At 68.9% G+C, this 14,379-nt stretch carries 19 protein-coding genes and 1 pseudogene; 16 read left to right on the top strand and 4 right to left on the bottom strand.

All coding sequences use genetic code 11. The annotated features are described in order from the left end of the window. Positions 1-804 (bottom strand): annotated as a pseudogene (locus G5B31_RS18670) (glutamine--fructose-6-phosphate aminotransferase); the annotation flags it as partial. 4 nt (positions 805-808) lie between these two features. Beyond that, positions 809-2,158: a bifunctional UDP-N-acetylglucosamine diphosphorylase/glucosamine-1-phosphate N-acetyltransferase GlmU gene (gene glmU, locus G5B31_RS18665; protein ID WP_165019730.1), complete on the bottom strand. Its 1,350-nt coding sequence runs from the start codon at positions 2,156-2,158 to the stop codon at positions 809-811. Between the two features lie 85 nt (positions 2,159-2,243). Here glmU and G5B31_RS18660 point away from each other — a divergent pair, with 85 nt between their 5' ends. Continuing rightward, a complete protein-coding gene (locus G5B31_RS18660; RefSeq protein ID WP_165019729.1) occupies positions 2,244-2,912 on the top strand; it encodes an HAD-IA family hydrolase in 669 nt (222 codons plus the stop codon). Positions 2,913-2,946: 34 nt separating this feature from the next. Here the strand turns inward: G5B31_RS18660 and G5B31_RS18655 are convergent, their stop codons facing one another. Both G5B31_RS18655 and G5B31_RS18650 read right to left on the bottom strand, forming a co-directional pair. Beyond that, on the bottom strand, positions 2,947-3,306 hold the full coding sequence (locus G5B31_RS18655; RefSeq protein WP_165019728.1) for a hypothetical protein: 360 nt from the start codon (positions 3,304-3,306) through the stop codon (positions 2,947-2,949). A gap of 47 nt (positions 3,307-3,353) precedes the next feature. Continuing rightward, positions 3,354-3,503 (bottom strand): hypothetical protein, encoded by a 150-nt coding sequence (locus G5B31_RS18650; RefSeq protein ID WP_165019727.1) that lies wholly within the window; start codon positions 3,501-3,503, stop codon positions 3,354-3,356. 158 nt (positions 3,504-3,661) lie between these two features. On the opposite strand from G5B31_RS18650, the gene G5B31_RS18645 reads away from it, so the two are divergent. The 15 genes from G5B31_RS18645 to G5B31_RS18575 all read left to right on the top strand — a co-directional run bounded on the left by G5B31_RS18645 (position 3,662) and on the right by G5B31_RS18575 (position 14,348). Further along, the gene (locus G5B31_RS18645; protein ID WP_165019726.1) at positions 3,662-4,921 is read left to right on the top strand and encodes a TCR/Tet family MFS transporter; all 1,260 of its coding nucleotides are present in this window, start codon (positions 3,662-3,664) and stop codon (positions 4,919-4,921) included. Beyond that, entirely contained in the window at positions 4,918-6,150 is a 1,233-nt protein-coding gene (locus G5B31_RS18640) for a DegT/DnrJ/EryC1/StrS family aminotransferase (RefSeq protein ID WP_165019725.1), read from the top strand. The genes G5B31_RS18645 and G5B31_RS18640 overlap by 4 nt, the downstream gene beginning before the upstream one ends. Positions 6,151-6,153: 3 nt before the next feature. Then, positions 6,154-6,582, top strand: a complete 429-nt coding sequence (locus tag G5B31_RS18635) for a thermonuclease family protein (RefSeq protein ID WP_165019724.1) — start codon at positions 6,154-6,156, stop codon at positions 6,580-6,582. 239 nt (positions 6,583-6,821) lie between these two features. Beyond that, positions 6,822-7,187: an NADH-quinone oxidoreductase subunit A gene (locus G5B31_RS18630; protein ID WP_165019723.1), complete on the top strand. Its 366-nt coding sequence runs from the start codon at positions 6,822-6,824 to the stop codon at positions 7,185-7,187. After that, complete coding sequence (locus tag G5B31_RS18625; protein WP_165019722.1) at positions 7,178-7,711, top strand: NADH-quinone oxidoreductase subunit B family protein; 534 nt, start codon at positions 7,178-7,180, stop codon at positions 7,709-7,711. Before G5B31_RS18630 ends, G5B31_RS18625 begins: the two co-directional genes overlap by 10 nt. Before the next feature lie 4 nt (positions 7,712-7,715). Continuing rightward, a complete protein-coding gene (locus G5B31_RS18620; RefSeq protein WP_165019721.1) occupies positions 7,716-8,321 on the top strand; it encodes an NADH-quinone oxidoreductase subunit C in 606 nt (201 codons plus the stop codon). Beyond that, on the top strand, positions 8,321-8,755 hold the full coding sequence (locus tag G5B31_RS18615; RefSeq protein WP_165019720.1) for a GFA family protein: 435 nt from the start codon (positions 8,321-8,323) through the stop codon (positions 8,753-8,755). The genes G5B31_RS18620 and G5B31_RS18615 overlap by 1 nt, the downstream gene beginning before the upstream one ends. Continuing rightward, complete coding sequence (locus G5B31_RS18610; RefSeq protein ID WP_165019719.1) at positions 8,752-9,996, top strand: NADH-quinone oxidoreductase subunit D; 1,245 nt, start codon at positions 8,752-8,754, stop codon at positions 9,994-9,996. The genes G5B31_RS18615 and G5B31_RS18610 overlap by 4 nt, the downstream gene beginning before the upstream one ends. Further along, complete coding sequence (locus G5B31_RS18605) at positions 9,996-11,243, top strand: NADH-quinone oxidoreductase subunit E (RefSeq protein ID WP_165019718.1); 1,248 nt, start codon at positions 9,996-9,998, stop codon at positions 11,241-11,243. The genes G5B31_RS18610 and G5B31_RS18605 overlap by 1 nt, the downstream gene beginning before the upstream one ends. Positions 11,244-11,253: 10 nt before the next feature. Then, entirely contained in the window at positions 11,254-11,475 is a 222-nt protein-coding gene (locus tag G5B31_RS18600; RefSeq protein ID WP_165019717.1) for a DUF5337 domain-containing protein, read from the top strand. A 10-nt stretch (positions 11,476-11,485) separates the two neighbouring features. Then, positions 11,486-12,781: an NADH-quinone oxidoreductase subunit NuoF gene (gene nuoF, locus G5B31_RS18595; RefSeq protein ID WP_165019716.1), complete on the top strand. Its 1,296-nt coding sequence runs from the start codon at positions 11,486-11,488 to the stop codon at positions 12,779-12,781. Between the two features lie 4 nt (positions 12,782-12,785). Then, complete coding sequence (locus G5B31_RS18590) at positions 12,786-13,169, top strand: hypothetical protein (protein WP_165019715.1); 384 nt, start codon at positions 12,786-12,788, stop codon at positions 13,167-13,169. Continuing rightward, a complete protein-coding gene (locus G5B31_RS18585; RefSeq protein WP_165019714.1) occupies positions 13,163-13,570 on the top strand; it encodes a hypothetical protein in 408 nt (135 codons plus the stop codon). The genes G5B31_RS18590 and G5B31_RS18585 overlap by 7 nt, the downstream gene beginning before the upstream one ends. Then, positions 13,567-13,842 carry a hypothetical protein gene (locus tag G5B31_RS18580; RefSeq protein ID WP_165019713.1) on the top strand — a complete coding sequence of 92 codons (276 nt, stop codon included), beginning with the start codon at positions 13,567-13,569 and terminating at the stop codon, positions 13,840-13,842. The genes G5B31_RS18585 and G5B31_RS18580 overlap by 4 nt, the downstream gene beginning before the upstream one ends. Positions 13,843-13,940: 98 nt before the next feature. Continuing rightward, positions 13,941-14,348: a DUF5333 domain-containing protein gene (locus tag G5B31_RS18575; RefSeq protein ID WP_165019712.1), complete on the top strand. Its 408-nt coding sequence runs from the start codon at positions 13,941-13,943 to the stop codon at positions 14,346-14,348. The last annotated feature ends 31 nt before the right edge of the window (positions 14,349-14,379 follow it).

The following is a 14,379-nucleotide window of genomic DNA, read 5'->3' as shown; positions in this document are numbered from 1 at the left end:
TTTCAGCGCATCGGCCAGCACCACCGGCTGCTCGGCGATCTCCTTGGCCATGAAATGCCGGTAGCCGGCCTTCTCGATCCGGGCCGCGTCCAGCTGCACCCGGGTCTCGGGCCGGTTGGCCCGGCGGTCGGCGGCGTCGAAGATCTCGGCGCCCTTGCGGGTGATCACCGCCCAGTCGCCCTCTTCCAGATAGGTGATGCGGTCGGTCATCGGCGCCAGCGCGATGGCGTCCGAGCCGACGAACATCTCGCCCGTGCCCCAGCCGATGGCCAGCGGGCTGCCCTTGCGGGCGGCGATCAGCAGGTCCTGCTCGCCGTCGAACAGGAAGCACAGCGCGAAGGCGCCGTGCAGGCGCTTCAGCGTGGCGCGGGCGGCTTCGACCGGGGTGGCGCCGCGGTCGATCTCGCGCTTCGCCAGCAGGGCCACGGTCTCGGTGTCGGTCTCCGACTCCTGGGCGTAGCCGTCGGCGGCGAGTTCCTCGCGCAGGGCGCGGAAGTTCTCGATGATGCCGTTGTGGACCACCGCCACCGGCCCGGCGCGGTGGGGATGGGCATTCCTGACCTCCGGCCCGCCATGGGTGGCCCAGCGGGTGTGGCCGATGCCGGACTTGCCGGCCAGCGGCTCGTGCACCAGGAGGTCCGACAGGTTCACCAGCTTGCCGACCGCGCGGCGGCGGTCCAGCCGGCCGCGGTTGACGGTGGCGATGCCGGCCGAGTCGTAGCCGCGGTATTCCAGCCGTTTCAGGGCCTCCACCAGAAGCGGGGCCACTTCATGGTGGCCGAGGACGCCGACGATGCCGCACATGGGATCAAGCCTTCTGCTTCGCGGCCTTGATGGCGCGCAGTTTATCCATCAGCCGGGTGGCGAGGCCGGGCCTGGTGACCTGCCGGGCGCGGGCCAGGGCCAGCGCGCCCGCCGGCACGTCCTCGGTGATGACGCTTCCCGATCCGGTCAGCGCGCCGTCGCCCACGGTCACCGGCGCCACCAGCATGGTGTCCGAGCCGATGAAGGCGCGCTTGCCGATCACGGTGCGGTGCTTCATCACCCCGTCGTAGTTGCAGGTCACGGTGCCGGCGCCGATGTTGCTGTGTTCGCCGATGTCGGCATCGCCGATATAGGTCAGGTGGCCGACCTTCACGCCCTCGTCGAGGATGGCGTTCTTGATCTCGACGAAATTGCCGACATGCACGTCCTCGGCCAGTTCCGCGCCGGGGCGGAGGCGGGCGAAGGGGCCGACATCGGCGCCGCGGGAGACGTGACAGCCTTCGAGATGGCAGAAGCCCTTGATCTCGGCGCCGGATTCGATGGTGACGCCGGGGCCGAAGATCACGTTGGGGCCGATGATGGCGTCGCGGCCGATCACGGTGTCCAGCGCGAAGAACACGGTTTCGGGGGCGGTCAGGGTCACGCCGTCCTCCAGCGCCGCGGCGCGAGCGTTGATCTGGAATTCCCGTTCCGCTTCCGCCAGTTGCGCGCGCGTGTTCACGCCGAGCGTCTCGGCCTCGTCGCAGATCACCACGCCGGCGCTCAGCCCTTCCGCCCGGGCGAGTTCCACCACGTCGGTGAGATAGTATTCCCCCGCCGCGTTCTGGTTGCCGAGCTTCTCCACCAGCCGGAACAGCACCTCGGCGGAAGCACAGATCACCCCGGAATTGCAAAGGTTTATCTCCCGCTCCTCATCCGAGGCATCCTTGTATTCGCGGATCGCCAGCAGGGCATCGCCTTCGGTGATCAGCCGGCCGTAGCGGCCCGGGTCGGCCGCGTGGAAGCCGAGGACCACCACGCCGGCTTCGGCGCGGGCGGCCAGCATGGCCTGCAGTGTCTCGGGCCGGATGAAGGGGGTGTCGCCGTAAAGCACGATGACCTCGCCCGGCGCATCGGCCAGCAGCGGCGCGGCTTGGGCCACCGCATGGCCGGTGCCCAGCTGTTCGGCCTGCACCACCACCTCGGCCCGCTCGTCGTAGCCGAGGGCGGCCTTCGCCACCTCCTCGCCGCCATGGCCGACCACCACCACGGTCCGCGCCGGCTCCAGCGCCCGGCCCGCCGCCATGGCGTGGTGCAAAAGCGGCGCGGCGGCGATCCGGTGCAGGACCTTCGGCAGGTCCGAGTTCATCCGTGTGCCCTGGCCCGCGGCCAGGATGACGAGCGAGACCTGCATTCTGCCCCTTTCTTTTCCTTTGGCGCCGTTCTACGCGAGGAGCCGCGGTGCCGCCAAGGGCCAGCGGATAACGGAGGATTGCGGGATGTTGCAAGCGCGGACCTGCGTGGTCTTCGACCTTGACGGCACGCTGGCCGATACTTCGGGCGACCTGCTGGCAGCGGCCAACGCCTGTTTCCGGGCAATGGGAGAGGGCGACCTCCTGGGCCCCGGCGATGCGCTGGTGGCGCTGAACGGCGGGCGGGCGATGCTGCGGCTGGGGTTCTCGCGCCTGCGCGGGGTGGACGAGGCCGAGGTGGACCGCTGGTATCCGCGGCTGCTGGAGGCCTATGCCGGCGCGATCTGCCACCATACGCAGCTTTATCCCGGCGCGGTGGAGGCGATGGAAATCCTGCGGCGGCAGGGCCGGTCGCTGGCGATCTGCACCAACAAGCCCGAGGGGCTGGCCGAGGCGCTGATGCGCCAACTGGGGGTGCGGGACCTGTTCGCCGGGCTGGTCGGCGCCGATACCCTGCCGGTGAGGAAGCCCGATCCCGCGCCCTACCGGCTGGCGGTCGACCGCGCCGGGGGGGCGGCGCGGTCGATGCTGGTGGGCGACACCGAGACCGACCGCAGGACCGGGCAGGCGGCGGGGGTGCCGGTGGCGCTTGTCACCTTCGGCCACGAGGGCGAGGGGGTGGCCCGGCTGGAGCCCGAGGCGCTGATCGGCCATTTCGACGAATTGCCGGAGGTGGCGGCGCGGCTGCTGGGGTAGGCGAGCCGGACTTCGCGCGGATTTCGGCCCCCGGTCACAGGAAGTTCTTCTGGCACCATTTCGCGGTGCTGTTGTATTCGCTCATCAGCCCCTCCAGCGTGCGGGTCCGCATCAGCTTCTGGAAGCGCTGGCCCATGGCCTGCACCTTCTGGTCGTCGGTCCCCGGCACATAGGCCAGCATGGCCACGGCGGCGCTCTGCGCCCAGTTCAGGTCCGCCCGGCTGAGGTAGCCGGCCCGGTAAAGCTCGTCCGAGACCATGTAGAGCATGGCCGAGCAATGCAGCGCCTGCGCGGCGCGGCCCTGGATCACCAGGTCGGCACGGGCGGGCAGGCTGGACGCAAGGCTCAGCGTCAGGGCGACGGAGGCGGCGGCGGCGAGTTTGGCAAGGCGCATGGGGTCTTCCTTCGGTCTTCTCTGGTCGGTGGAAATCGGTCTGCCGCCTAGCGGTAGACGGGGGGCGAAAGGGAGGGCACGGCGGCCAGCGCAAGGGCCGGCACCGCGCGGGACTCCGCCGGGCCGACCGGCAGACCGAAGCCGAGGGCCAAGGCCAGGGTCGCGGCGGCGAGGAGAAGGCTTGTTGCTGGTTTCATCGGTCCTGCAAGGGCTTGGCGGAAAGGGGGCCCGGCGGTCCGGGGAATGCTGCAACCATGCGGCAGGACGTCGCGGCGGGCCAGTGACAAATCCCGTCATCCCCGGTGTCGGCCGGGTGTTTGACAAGAAGGCATCCGGCGGCATAAGCCTGCGCGTCATGGCCGCAGAGAGCATCTCCCCACCGTCGACCGCACAGGCGCAGGGCCGGGCCTCGCGCCATGCCGTGACCTTCGTGCTGGTCACGGTCTTCCTCGACATGGTGGGCTTCGGGGTGATCATGCCCGTCCTGCCGGCGCTGATCGAGGAGGTCGGCCATGTCGGCATCGACCGCGCCGCCTGGATCGGCGGCTGGATGTTCGCGGCCTTCAGCCTGGCGCAATTCGCCTTCGCGCCCTTGATGGGCAACCTGGCCGACCGTTTCGGGCGGCGGCCGATGCTTCTGCTGGCGATCTTCGGGCTGGGGCTGGATTTCATCCTGTCCGCCTGGGCGCCGACCTTGTTCTGGCTCTTCGTCGGCCGCATCCTTGCCGGCATCTGCGGGTCCAGCTGGATCATCGCCAGCGCCTATATCGCCGACGTCACCGCGCCAGAGGACCGCGCCCGCGCCTATGGCATGATGGGCGCGGCCTTCGGCGTGGGCTTCGTCATCGGCCCGGCCATCGGCGGCCTGTTGGGAGAGCTGGGGACGCGGGTGCCGTTCTGGGTGGCCGCCGGCATCTCGCTGCTGAACTTCGCCTATGGCTGGTTCGTGCTGCCCGAGTCGCTGACCGAGGACAAGCGCCGGCCCTTCGACCTGTGGCGCGCCAACCCGTTCGGGGCGTTCAAGGTCTTCGGCACCTATCGCGGGGTGCTGCCGATGTGCCTGCTGATGGGCCTGTTCTTCTTCGCCACCTCGGTCTATCCGGCGATCTGGACCTTCTGGGGCATCGCCAAGTTCGGCTGGTCCGAGGGGATGGTCGGCCTGACCCTCGCCGCCTTCGGGCTGGTGACGGGCCTCTGCCAGGCCACGCTGACCGGGCCGGTGACCAAGGCGCTCGGCGAGCACCGCACCGCGCTTCTGGGGCTGGTCTGCTCCATGCTGGCGGTTCTGGCCTATGGCTTCGCCGGCAGTCTGGTGGCGGTCTTGCTGCTGATCCTGCTGCACGGGCCCGAGGGCTTCGTCCATCCGATCATCACCGCGATGCTGACCAAGCGGGTGCCCGAGGATGCGCAGGGCGAGTTGCAGGGCGGCATCTCGGCGATCACCAACATCGCCATGCTGTTCGGCACCGTGTTCTACGCCCTGATCTTCGCGCATTTCATGGCGCCGGGGCGGGTCTGGCAATCGCCCGACGTGGCCTATTTCATCGCCACCGGCTTCATGGCGCTGACGACGGGCCTGTTCCTTCTCTTGATGCGGCGGGAGGGGAAGGCGTGAGCGAGGTGTTCCGCGGCAGCTTCACCCAGCAGGAGCCGATCCCCGAGGACGGCATCCGCGCCGCGCTGGAGGTGCTGCGCCACGGCCGGCTGCACCGCTACAACACCGTGCCCGGCGAGATGGGCGAGGCCGCGGCGCTGGAGGCCGAATTCGCCGCCTTCACCGGGGCGCGCTATTGCCTCGCCGTCGCCTCGGGCGGCTATGCCATGGGCTGCGCGCTGCGCGCCTGCGGGGTGCAGCCGGGCGAGCCGGTGCTGACCAATGCCTTCACCCTGGCTCCGGTGCCGGGGGCCATCGCGGCGGCGGGCGGGCGGCCGGTCTTCGTCGAGATCACCGAGGGTCTGGTGATCGACTTCTCCGATCTGGAGGCGAAGGCGCGGGCCTCCGGCGCCCGCCTCCTGCTGCTCAGCCATATGCGCGGCCATGTCTGCGACATGGAGGCGCTGACGGAGCTCTGCGCCCGGCTGGGCCTGACCGTGATCGAGGATTGCGCCCATACCATGGGGGCGGAGTGGCGCGGCGTGGCCTCGGGCCGGCATGGCGCGGTGGCCTGCTATTCGACCCAGACCTACAAGCACATGAATTCGGGCGAGGGCGGCCTCCTGATCACCGACGACGCCGATCTGGCGGCGCGGATGGTGCTGCTGTCGGGGTCCTACATGCTCTATGGCAAGCATCCCGCCGCCCCGGGGGCGGAGGTCTTCGAGCGGCTGCGGCTGGACATCCCCAATGTCTCGGGCCGGATGGACAACTTGCGCGCCGCGGTGCTGCGGCCGCAGATCGCGCTTCTGGCCGAACGGCGGCAACGGTGGGCGGCGCTCTATCGCGGCATGGAGGCAGGGTTGCAGGGCATCCCGGGCCTGCGGCTGGTCCCGCGGCCGGAGGAGGAAGCCTATGTCGGCTCCTCCTTCCAGTTCCTGCTGCCGGACTGGGAAGAGCCCCGGATCACCGCGCTGCTGGCGGCCTGCGCCGCCCGCGGGGTGGAGCTGAAATGGTTCGGCGCCGGGGAGCCTGCGGCCTTCACCAGCCGCTATGTCCACTGGCGCTATGCCGGCGACCAGTCCTGCCCGCAGACCGATCGCATCCTCTTCGGGCTGGTCGACATGCGGCTGCCGCTGACCTTCTCCGAGGCCGATGTGGCGCAGATCGCCCGCATTATCCGCGACGAGGCGCTGCGGATCGGCCAGGCCGAGGCGGTGGAGGCGGTGGCCGCGCCGCAGGTGCAGTAGCTGTTGCGCTTCGACGCCGATCTCGCCGCCTACATCTTCCTGACCCTGCTGGCGCTGATGGCGGTGGCCGACTGGGCCGACCCGCCGGCGCCGCAGGGGCAGGGCTGCCGGGTCGGCTATGTCTACGACGGGGATTCGCTGGAACTGATCTGCGGCGAGCTGCGCGAGACGGCGCGGCTTCTGGACATCGACACGCCGGAACTGCAGGGCCGCTGCCCGGAGGAGGTGGCGGCGGCACAGGCGGCGAAGCAGGCGCTGGCGGCGCTGGTGAAGGGCGCCGCGGCGGTGGAGGTCAGGATCGAGGGGCGCGACAAGTATCGCCGCCCGCTGGTCCGGCTGAGGCTGGACGGCAGGGACGCGGCGGAGGCGATGATCGCGGCGGGGCAGGGGCGGGCCTATGACGGCGGGCACCGGCGCGGCTGGTGCGGCTGACGGGTTCCCTCGCGGAAGCTTTGCCGCGGCGGACAGGCGGTTGCAAAATCTGTGAAAAACACTCGGAATATCCTCCGCACACAATCGCATACAATTCGCGTTTTCCCCGCCGGCGCCCCGCGCTTTTCCGCCCCCGATGCGTTGACCCCGCCATGGGGGCAGAGTAAACGGGGGCCCAAGAGTGCAAGCGGGTGGCCAGCACCCGCAGCTCGCCCGTGGCCAGCTGTAAGGAGCATCTCGTGGACGCGCTTCTCCGAGAGTATCTGCCCATCCTCATTCTGCTTGCGATTGCGGTGGGGCTGGGCCTCGTCCTGATCCTTGCCGCCGCGGTGATCGCGGTCAGGAACCCGGACCCCGAAAAGGTCTCGGCCTATGAATGCGGCTTCAACGCCTTCGACGACGCGCGGATGAAATTCGACGTGCGCTTCTACCTGGTGTCGATCCTGTTCATCATCTTCGACCTGGAAGTCGCCTTCCTCTTCCCCTGGGCGGTGGCCTTCGGGGAAATCTCGATGCTGGCCTTCTGGTCGATGATGATCTTCCTGGCCGTGCTGACCGTGGGCTTCGCCTACGAATGGAAGAAAGGGGCCCTGGAATGGGAGTGAGCACCTCCGCCAACCACGCCGGCGGCGACCACGAGGTCGCCACCCAGGCCCTGAACCGCGAGCTTCAGGACAAGGGCTTCATCCTGACCTCGACCGAGGACATCATCAACTGGGCGCGGATCGGGTCGCTGCACTGGATGACCTTCGGCCTGGCCTGCTGCGCGGTCGAGATGATGCACACCTCGATGCCGCGCTACGACCTGGAACGCTTCGGCACCGCGCCGCGGGCCTCGCCGCGGCAGTCGGACCTGATGATCGTGGCGGGCACGCTGACCAACAAGATGGCGCCGGCGCTGCGCAAGGTCTACGACCAGATGCCGGAGCCGCGCTATGTGATCAGCATGGGCAGCTGCGCCAACGGCGGCGGCTACTACCACTACAGCTATTCGGTGGTGCGCGGCTGCGACCGCATCGTGCCGATCGACGTCTACGTCCCCGGCTGCCCGCCCACGGCCGAGGCGCTGCTTTACGGCATCCTGCAGCTGCAGCGGAAGATCCGCCGCACCGGCACCCTGGTGAGGTAGAGAGATGAGCGAAGCCCTTCAGGAACTGGGCGCGATGATCGCGCTGAAACGGGCCGATGCGGTGCAGGCCATCGCCGTCGCCTTCGGCGAACTGACGGTGACTGCCAACCTGGCGCATCTGAAGGACCTGGTGGAATTCCTGCGCGACGACACGTCCTGCCGGTTCTCCAGCCTGGTCGACGTCACCGCGGTGGACCTGCCCGAACGCCCGGCGCGCTTCGACGTGGTCTACCATTTCCTGTCGATGTATCGCAACCAGCGCATCCGGGTGAAGGTGGCGGTGCGCGAGGACGAGATGGTGCCCTCGATCACCAAGCTGCACCCCTCGGCCGACTGGTTCGAGCGCGAGGTGTTCGACATGTTCGGCATCCTGTTCTCGGGCCACCCCGACCTGCGCCGCATCCTGACCGACTACGGCTTCCGCGGCCATCCGCTGCGCAAGGACTTCCCGACCACCGGCTATGTCGAGGTCCGCTACGACGAGATGGAGAAGCGCGTCGTCTACGAGCCGGTGAAGCTGGTGCAGGAATACCGCCAGTTCGACTTCATGTCGCCCTGGGAAGGCGCCGAATACATCCTTCCCGGCGACCAGAAGGCGGAGGCCAAGTGATGGGACAAGCCCTGACAGGCGCCTGCCTCTGCGGCGCCAGCACCTTCACCGCCACCCCGGTCTCGGACGAGGCCGGCGTCTGCCATTGCAGCATGTGCCGCCGCTTCTCGGGCGGGATGTTCATCGTCACCGACTGCTCGGGCGCCTTCGAGTTCGCCGCCGATGCCCCGGTGACGCGGTTCCAGTCCAGCGAATGGGGCGAGCGCGCCTTCTGCTCGCGCTGCGGATCGTCGCTGGCCTGGCTGTCGCGCGACGGCAGGATGGCCTTCGCCTCGGTCCAGGCCTTCCCCGACCCCGGCCGCTTCCCGGTCAGGCACGAGCTTTTCATCGACTGCAAGCCCGGCAGCTACTGCCTTGCCGGCGAGACCGCCACGATGACCGAGGCCGAGTTCATGGCCCAATATGCGCCCAGCCCTGATGGGGGAGCCGAATGATGGACGGTGATATCCGCCGGAACACCTATGACGACGGCTCGATGGACATCGAGACCTCGGAACAGCGCATCCGCAACTTCAACATCAACTTCGGCCCGCAACACCCGGCGGCGCATGGCGTTCTTCGCCTGGTGCTGGAGCTGGACGGCGAGATCGTCGAACGCTGCGACCCGCATATCGGCCTTCTGCACCGCGGCACCGAGAAGCTGATGGAAAGCCGCACCTACCTGCAGAACCTGCCCTATTTCGACCGGCTGGACTATGTGGCGCCGATGAACCAGGAACATGCCTGGTGCCTCGCCATCGAGCGGCTGACCGGCACGGTGGTGCCGCGGCGGGCGCAGCTGATCCGGGTGCTCTATTCGGAAATCGGCCGCATCCTGAACCACCTGCTGAACGTCACCACCCAGGCGATGGACGTGGGCGCGCTGACCCCGCCGCTCTGGGGTTTCGAGCAGCGCGAACAGCTGATGGTGTTCTACGAGCGCGCCTGCGGGGCGCGGCTCCACGCCGCCTATTTCCGCCCGGGCGGGGTGCACCAGGACCTGACGCCGCAGCTGATCGACGACATCGAGGCCTGGGCCGACCAGTTCCCCAAGGTGGTCGACGACATCGACACGCTGTTGACGGAAAACCGCATCTTCAAGCAGCGCAACGCCGACATCGGCATCGTCACCGAGCAGGACATCCAGGACTGGGGCTATTCCGGCGTGATGGTGCGCGGCTCGGGCCTGGCCTGGGACCTGCGCCGCGCGCAGCCCTATGAATGCTACGACGAATTCGACTTCAAGATCCCGGTCGGCAAGAACGGCGACTGCTTCGACCGCTACCTCTGCCGCATGGCCGAGATGCGGGAATCGACGAGCATCATCAAGCAGGCCTGCGCCAAGCTGCGCGAGCCCGCCGCCCGCACCGACGTGCTGACCCGCGGCAAGCTGACGCCCCCGAAGCGCGGCGAGATGAAGACCTCGATGGAGGCGCTGATCCATCACTTCAAGCTTTACACCGAGGGTTTCCACGTCCCCGCGGGCGAGGTCTATGCCGCGGTGGAAGCGCCGAAGGGCGAATTCGGCGTCTATCTGGTCGCCGACGGCACCAACAAGCCCTACCGCGCCAAGATCCGCGCCCCGGGCTATCTGCACCTGCAATCCATGGACTACATCTGCAAGGGCCACCAGCTGGCCGATGTGTCCGCCATCATCGGCACGATGGACATCGTGTTCGGGGAGGTCGACCGCTAATGCTCCGCCGCCTTCACCCGGTCCAGCCGGACAGCTTCGCCTTCACCCCCGCGAACCTCGCCTGGGCGCAGGGCCAGATCAGCAAATATCCCGAGGGCCGCCAGGCCAGCGCCGTGATCCCGCTGCTGTGGCGGGCGCAGGAACAGGAGGGGTGGCTGTCGCGCCCGGCCATCGAGCATGTCGCGGCCATGCTGGGGATGCCCTATATCCGCGTGCTGGAAGTAGCGACCTTCTACTTCATGTTCCAGCTGCAACCCGTTGGTTCCGTGGCGCATATCCAGATCTGCGGCACCACCTCCTGCATGATCTGCGGCGCCGAGGAACTGATCGCGGTCTGCAAGGAACTGATCTCGCCCCATGCCCATGCGCTCTCGGCCGACGGCCGGTTCTCGTGGGAGGAGGTCGAGTGCCTGGGCGCCTGCGCCAATGCGCCGATGGCGCAGATCGGCAAGGACTATTACGAGGACCTGACGGCCGAGAAGCTGCGCGAGTTGATCGGGCGGTTCTCCAACGGCGAGGTGCCGGTGCCGGGGCCGCAGAACGGCCGCTATGCCTCGGAGCCGCTGACCGGGCTGACCAGCCTGAAGGAGCATGAGGCCGGGCGGAAGCCCTACAACGCCTCGGCGCAGCGGGCGGTGGACATCGGCGACGGCGCCAGGCGCATCGACGGCACCGAAGTGCCGCTGACGACGCCCTGGCTGCGCAAGCCCGAGGCGCCCGCCGAGGGCGCGCACGACGCCGGGGCCGAGCGCGGCCTGCCCGTGGCGGCAGGCGAGGCTTTGTCGGCCGGCAAGCCCAAGGTGAAGGTCGCCAAGCCCGCCGGGGTGGCGGTGGCGGCACCGGGACAGAACACCGCCACCGGCGACGCCGGGCCGGCGCAGCCCCCGGTTGCGCCCTCGACCGAGGCGAAGGCGCGGGCGGCGAAGGCGAAGATGGATGCGGCCCCCGCGGCGCTGGCCGACCTGCCGGCGGCGAAGCCCGCCCGGGCGCGCAAGGCCGGCCAGGCCGACGACCTGAAGCAGATCGAGGGCATCGGCCCGGTGATCGAGGGGATGCTGCACTCCTTCGGCGTCACCAGCTTCGCCCAGGTCGCCGCCTGGACCGAGGCCGACGTGGCTGCCATCGACGCGCGGATGGAGCGTTTCCGCGGCCGCATCGCCCGCGACCGCTGGGTGGCGCAGGCGAAGATCATCGTGACCGAGGGGCTGGAGCGTTTCCTGGAACGCGCCCGCCGCAACGACTACTGAGGCCGGGGACATGACCAGGCCCGCCCCGCAGGAGATCCGCACCGCCCGCCAGGCCCGCACCGTGGCGCTGGTGCTGGCGGTGACGATGATCCTGTGGATGGCGGCGCAGGTGGTGGGCGGCGAGATGGGCTGGAACCCGCGCTACGCCTTCCTCTTCGACCTTGCCGCGCTGGCGGCGTTCTTCTGGGCGCTGGTGGTGACGTATCAGATCTGGCGCGCGCGCCGGGGATAAGGAAAAGACGATGCTGAAGGATCAGGACCGGATCTTCACCAACCTCTACGGGATGCACGACCGCAGCCTGAAGGGCGCGATGAAGCGCGGCCATTGGGACGGCACCGCGGAGATCATCGCCCGCGGCCGCGACGCCATCGTCGAGCAGGTCAAGGCCTCCGGCCTGCGCGGCCGCGGCGGCGCCGGCTTCCCGACCGGGCTGAAATGGTCCTTCATGCCGAAAGCTTCGGACGGGCGGCCCTCCTACCTGGTGATCAACGCGGACGAATCCGAGCCGGGCACCTGCAAGGACCGCGAGATCATGCGACACGATCCGCATACGCTGATCGAGGGCGCGCTGATCGCCAGTTTCGCCATGGGCGCGAACACCTGCTACATCTACATCCGCGGCGAATACATTCGCGAGCGCGAGGCGCTGCAGGCCGCTATCGACGAATGCTACGACGCCGGGCTCCTGGGCCGGAACGCCGCGAAATCGGGCTGGGACTTCGACCTCTACCTGCACCACGGGGCGGGGGCCTATATCTGCGGCGAGGAAACCGCGCTGCTGGAGTCCTTGGAAGGCAAGAAGGGGATGCCGCGGATGAAGCCGCCGTTCCCGGCCGGCTCGGGCCTCTACGGCTGCCCGACCACGGTGAACAACGTCGAATCCATCGCGGTGGTGCCGACCATCCTGCGCCGCGGGCCGGAATGGTTCGCCGGTTTCGGCCGGCCGAACAACGCCGGGACCAAGCTGTTCGGCATCTCCGGCCACGTCAACGCGCCCTGCGTGGTGGAAGAGGCGATGTCGATCCCGCTGAAGCAGCTGCTGGAGGAACATTGCGGCGGCGTCCGCGGTGGCTGGAAGAACCTGAAGGCGGTGATCCCCGGCGGCTCCTCGGTGCCGCTGCTGAACGCCGCGCAATGCGACGACGCGATCATGGATTTCGACTGGCTGCGCGAGCAGCGCTCGGGTCTCGGCACCGCGGCGGTGATCGTGATGGACCAGTCCACCGACGTGATCAAGGCGATCTGGCGGCTGTCGAAGTTCTACAAGCACGAAAGCTGCGGCCAGTGCACCCCCTGCCGCGAGGGCACCGGCTGGATGATGCGGGTGATGGACCGGCTGGTCAGGGGCGAGGCCGAGGTCGAGGAGATCGACATGCTCTTGTCGGTGACGAAGCAGGTCGAGGGCCACACGATCTGCGCCCTTGGCGATGCGGCGGCCTGGCCGATCCAGGGCCTGATCCGCGCCTTCCGCGACGAGATCGAGGACCGGATCAAGGCGAAGAAGACCGGCCGCATCTCGGCGGTGGCGGCGGAGTGAGGGAATGATGCGTCTGGCCGCCATCGGCACGTTCTGCCTCGCTGGCCTCGCGGCCGGCGGATCGGGCGTTGCCCAGGGCCTTTTGCTGGAATGCGGCCCCGATTTCATGGACGTCTCACAGTGGACCGTTTCCGATGGCGGGCGCGAATATGCGCTCACGGTGGAGAACTACGACGCGGAGACGAAGCGGTTCGACCTGCGGATATCGCCCGCCGAGGGGCTGCCGCAGGAGAGGGCGCGGTTTCAGGCCGCGTTGCAGTCCGACATAATCTGCATGTATCTCGACAGCTCGCCGGTGGCGGTCGGAGCCGTGCGGCAGGATAGCGGCGCCTGGCTCATTGCGACCGGGTGTTCCGGTCACAAGGTCCGAAAGGACCCGAAATGCTGATGCGCCAACTTACCCATGCCGTTTTGCTGGGCTCGCTGGTCGGCCTCTGGGTCTGTGTCCCCGCCGGGGCCGAAGGTGCGGCTGTGCAGGCGGAGCCGGCGGAGCCGGTGGGCTATGCCGAGGTCGTCGTGCCGGTGAACGGGGTGGACTATCTTGCGGTGATCGACCTCTCGGGAGCCGAGCCGGTGAAGGTCAACGGCGCGGAGGTCGATCTGGCCGACCATATCCCCGGCGCGGTGCGGATCGCCCGGGCGGATGGGGCCTCGATGGCCGACGAGGGCTATCGCGCCCGCGAGGTGCTGGAGGCCGCCTGCGCGGCGCAGGGCCTGCGCGCCGATGCCGGCGTGGTGCCGGTGCTGTCGCCCGCCGGGCGCTGGATCTTCGCGGGGGGCTGCAAATGATGCGCGCCCTGCCGCTCTTGTCCCTGCCGCTGGCCGCCTGCGTAGCGGCCTCGCCCGCGCCGGTCGCGCCGCGCGCCGATACCGGCGCCAGCCTGGTGCAGGCGGGCAGGGCGGTGCGGGTCACCCGGACGGCGGCGCCCGCCTACGCGATGTGGGACGGCGCTTCCGCCCGCCGCGATGCCGATGCGCTCTGCGGCGGCCGCGGAGTGCGATCGTCGATCTACGACCGTTACGAGGCCGGAACATGGGTCTTCGTGGAGGGTTGCGCATGAGCCATGCTCACAACCCCGCGAGAAGGCCCGCCTGTCATGGCATATCAAGCCATCGCGCCCTTTCTCCTGTGGCATCCCATGATGCCAAGGAGGCCAAGATGACCCGTCTGAAGACCCTGATCGTTGCCGCCGCCCTGCTGGGTGCCGCGCCCGCGCTGGCGCTGGAGCCGATCAACAAGGAGCCGCACATCAACCACACCCTGCTGCAGGGCTTCATCGCCGACCGCATCGCCGACACCTGCCCGGCGATGGAACCGCGCAAGCTGCGCGCGCTCGGCGAGTTGAACAAGCTCAGGGACTACGCGCTGAAGAAGGGCTATACCGCGGCCGAGGTGCGGGCCTTCGTCGGCTCGAAGACCGAGAAGGCCCGGGGCAAGCGCGAGGCCAAGGACTGGCTGGCCAAGGCCGGGGCGAAGGAAGGCGACGTCGAGGCGCATTGTCGCGTCGGCCGCGCCGAGATCGCCAGGGGCAGCCTGATCGGCTATCTGTTGAGGGACAAGGGATGAGACCGGGTTTCCCTCTTGCGGAACCGGCTGT

The organism is Rhodobacter sp. SGA-6-6, assembly GCF_011043545.1.
Classification (GTDB): Bacteria; Pseudomonadota; Alphaproteobacteria; order Rhodobacterales; family Rhodobacteraceae; genus Pseudogemmobacter.
This window is presented reverse-complemented; position numbering and strand designations above follow the sequence as displayed.

What these genes read in the sequence shown, in the direction of transcription:
- glmU (WP_165019730.1), bottom strand. Translation starts at nt 2,158, where the DNA reads ATGCAGGTCTCGCTCGTCATCCTGGCCGCGGGCCAGGGCACACGGATG.
- G5B31_RS18645 (WP_165019726.1), top strand. Translation starts at nt 3,662, where the DNA reads ATGGCCGCAGAGAGCATCTCCCCACCGTCGACCGCACAGGCGCAGGGC.
- G5B31_RS18605 (WP_165019718.1), top strand. Translation starts at nt 9,996, where the DNA reads ATGCTCCGCCGCCTTCACCCGGTCCAGCCGGACAGCTTCGCCTTCACC.
- G5B31_RS18610 (WP_165019719.1), top strand. Translation starts at nt 8,752, where the DNA reads ATGATGGACGGTGATATCCGCCGGAACACCTATGACGACGGCTCGATG.
- G5B31_RS18650 (WP_165019727.1), bottom strand. Translation starts at nt 3,503, where the DNA reads ATGAAACCAGCAACAAGCCTTCTCCTCGCCGCCGCGACCCTGGCCTTG.
- G5B31_RS18575 (WP_165019712.1), top strand. Translation starts at nt 13,941, where the DNA reads ATGACCCGTCTGAAGACCCTGATCGTTGCCGCCGCCCTGCTGGGTGCC.
- G5B31_RS18660 (WP_165019729.1), top strand. Translation starts at nt 2,244, where the DNA reads ATGTTGCAAGCGCGGACCTGCGTGGTCTTCGACCTTGACGGCACGCTG.
- G5B31_RS18625 (WP_165019722.1), top strand. Translation starts at nt 7,178, where the DNA reads ATGGGAGTGAGCACCTCCGCCAACCACGCCGGCGGCGACCACGAGGTC.
- G5B31_RS18585 (WP_165019714.1), top strand. Translation starts at nt 13,163, where the DNA reads ATGCTGATGCGCCAACTTACCCATGCCGTTTTGCTGGGCTCGCTGGTC.
- nuoF (WP_165019716.1), top strand. Translation starts at nt 11,486, where the DNA reads ATGCTGAAGGATCAGGACCGGATCTTCACCAACCTCTACGGGATGCAC.
- G5B31_RS18655 (WP_165019728.1), bottom strand. Translation starts at nt 3,306, where the DNA reads ATGCGCCTTGCCAAACTCGCCGCCGCCGCCTCCGTCGCCCTGACGCTG.
- G5B31_RS18590 (WP_165019715.1), top strand. Translation starts at nt 12,786, where the DNA reads ATGATGCGTCTGGCCGCCATCGGCACGTTCTGCCTCGCTGGCCTCGCG.
- G5B31_RS18620 (WP_165019721.1), top strand. Translation starts at nt 7,716, where the DNA reads ATGAGCGAAGCCCTTCAGGAACTGGGCGCGATGATCGCGCTGAAACGG.
- G5B31_RS18580 (WP_165019713.1), top strand. Translation starts at nt 13,567, where the DNA reads ATGATGCGCGCCCTGCCGCTCTTGTCCCTGCCGCTGGCCGCCTGCGTA.
- G5B31_RS18615 (WP_165019720.1), top strand. Translation starts at nt 8,321, where the DNA reads ATGGGACAAGCCCTGACAGGCGCCTGCCTCTGCGGCGCCAGCACCTTC.
- G5B31_RS18600 (WP_165019717.1), top strand. Translation starts at nt 11,254, where the DNA reads ATGACCAGGCCCGCCCCGCAGGAGATCCGCACCGCCCGCCAGGCCCGC.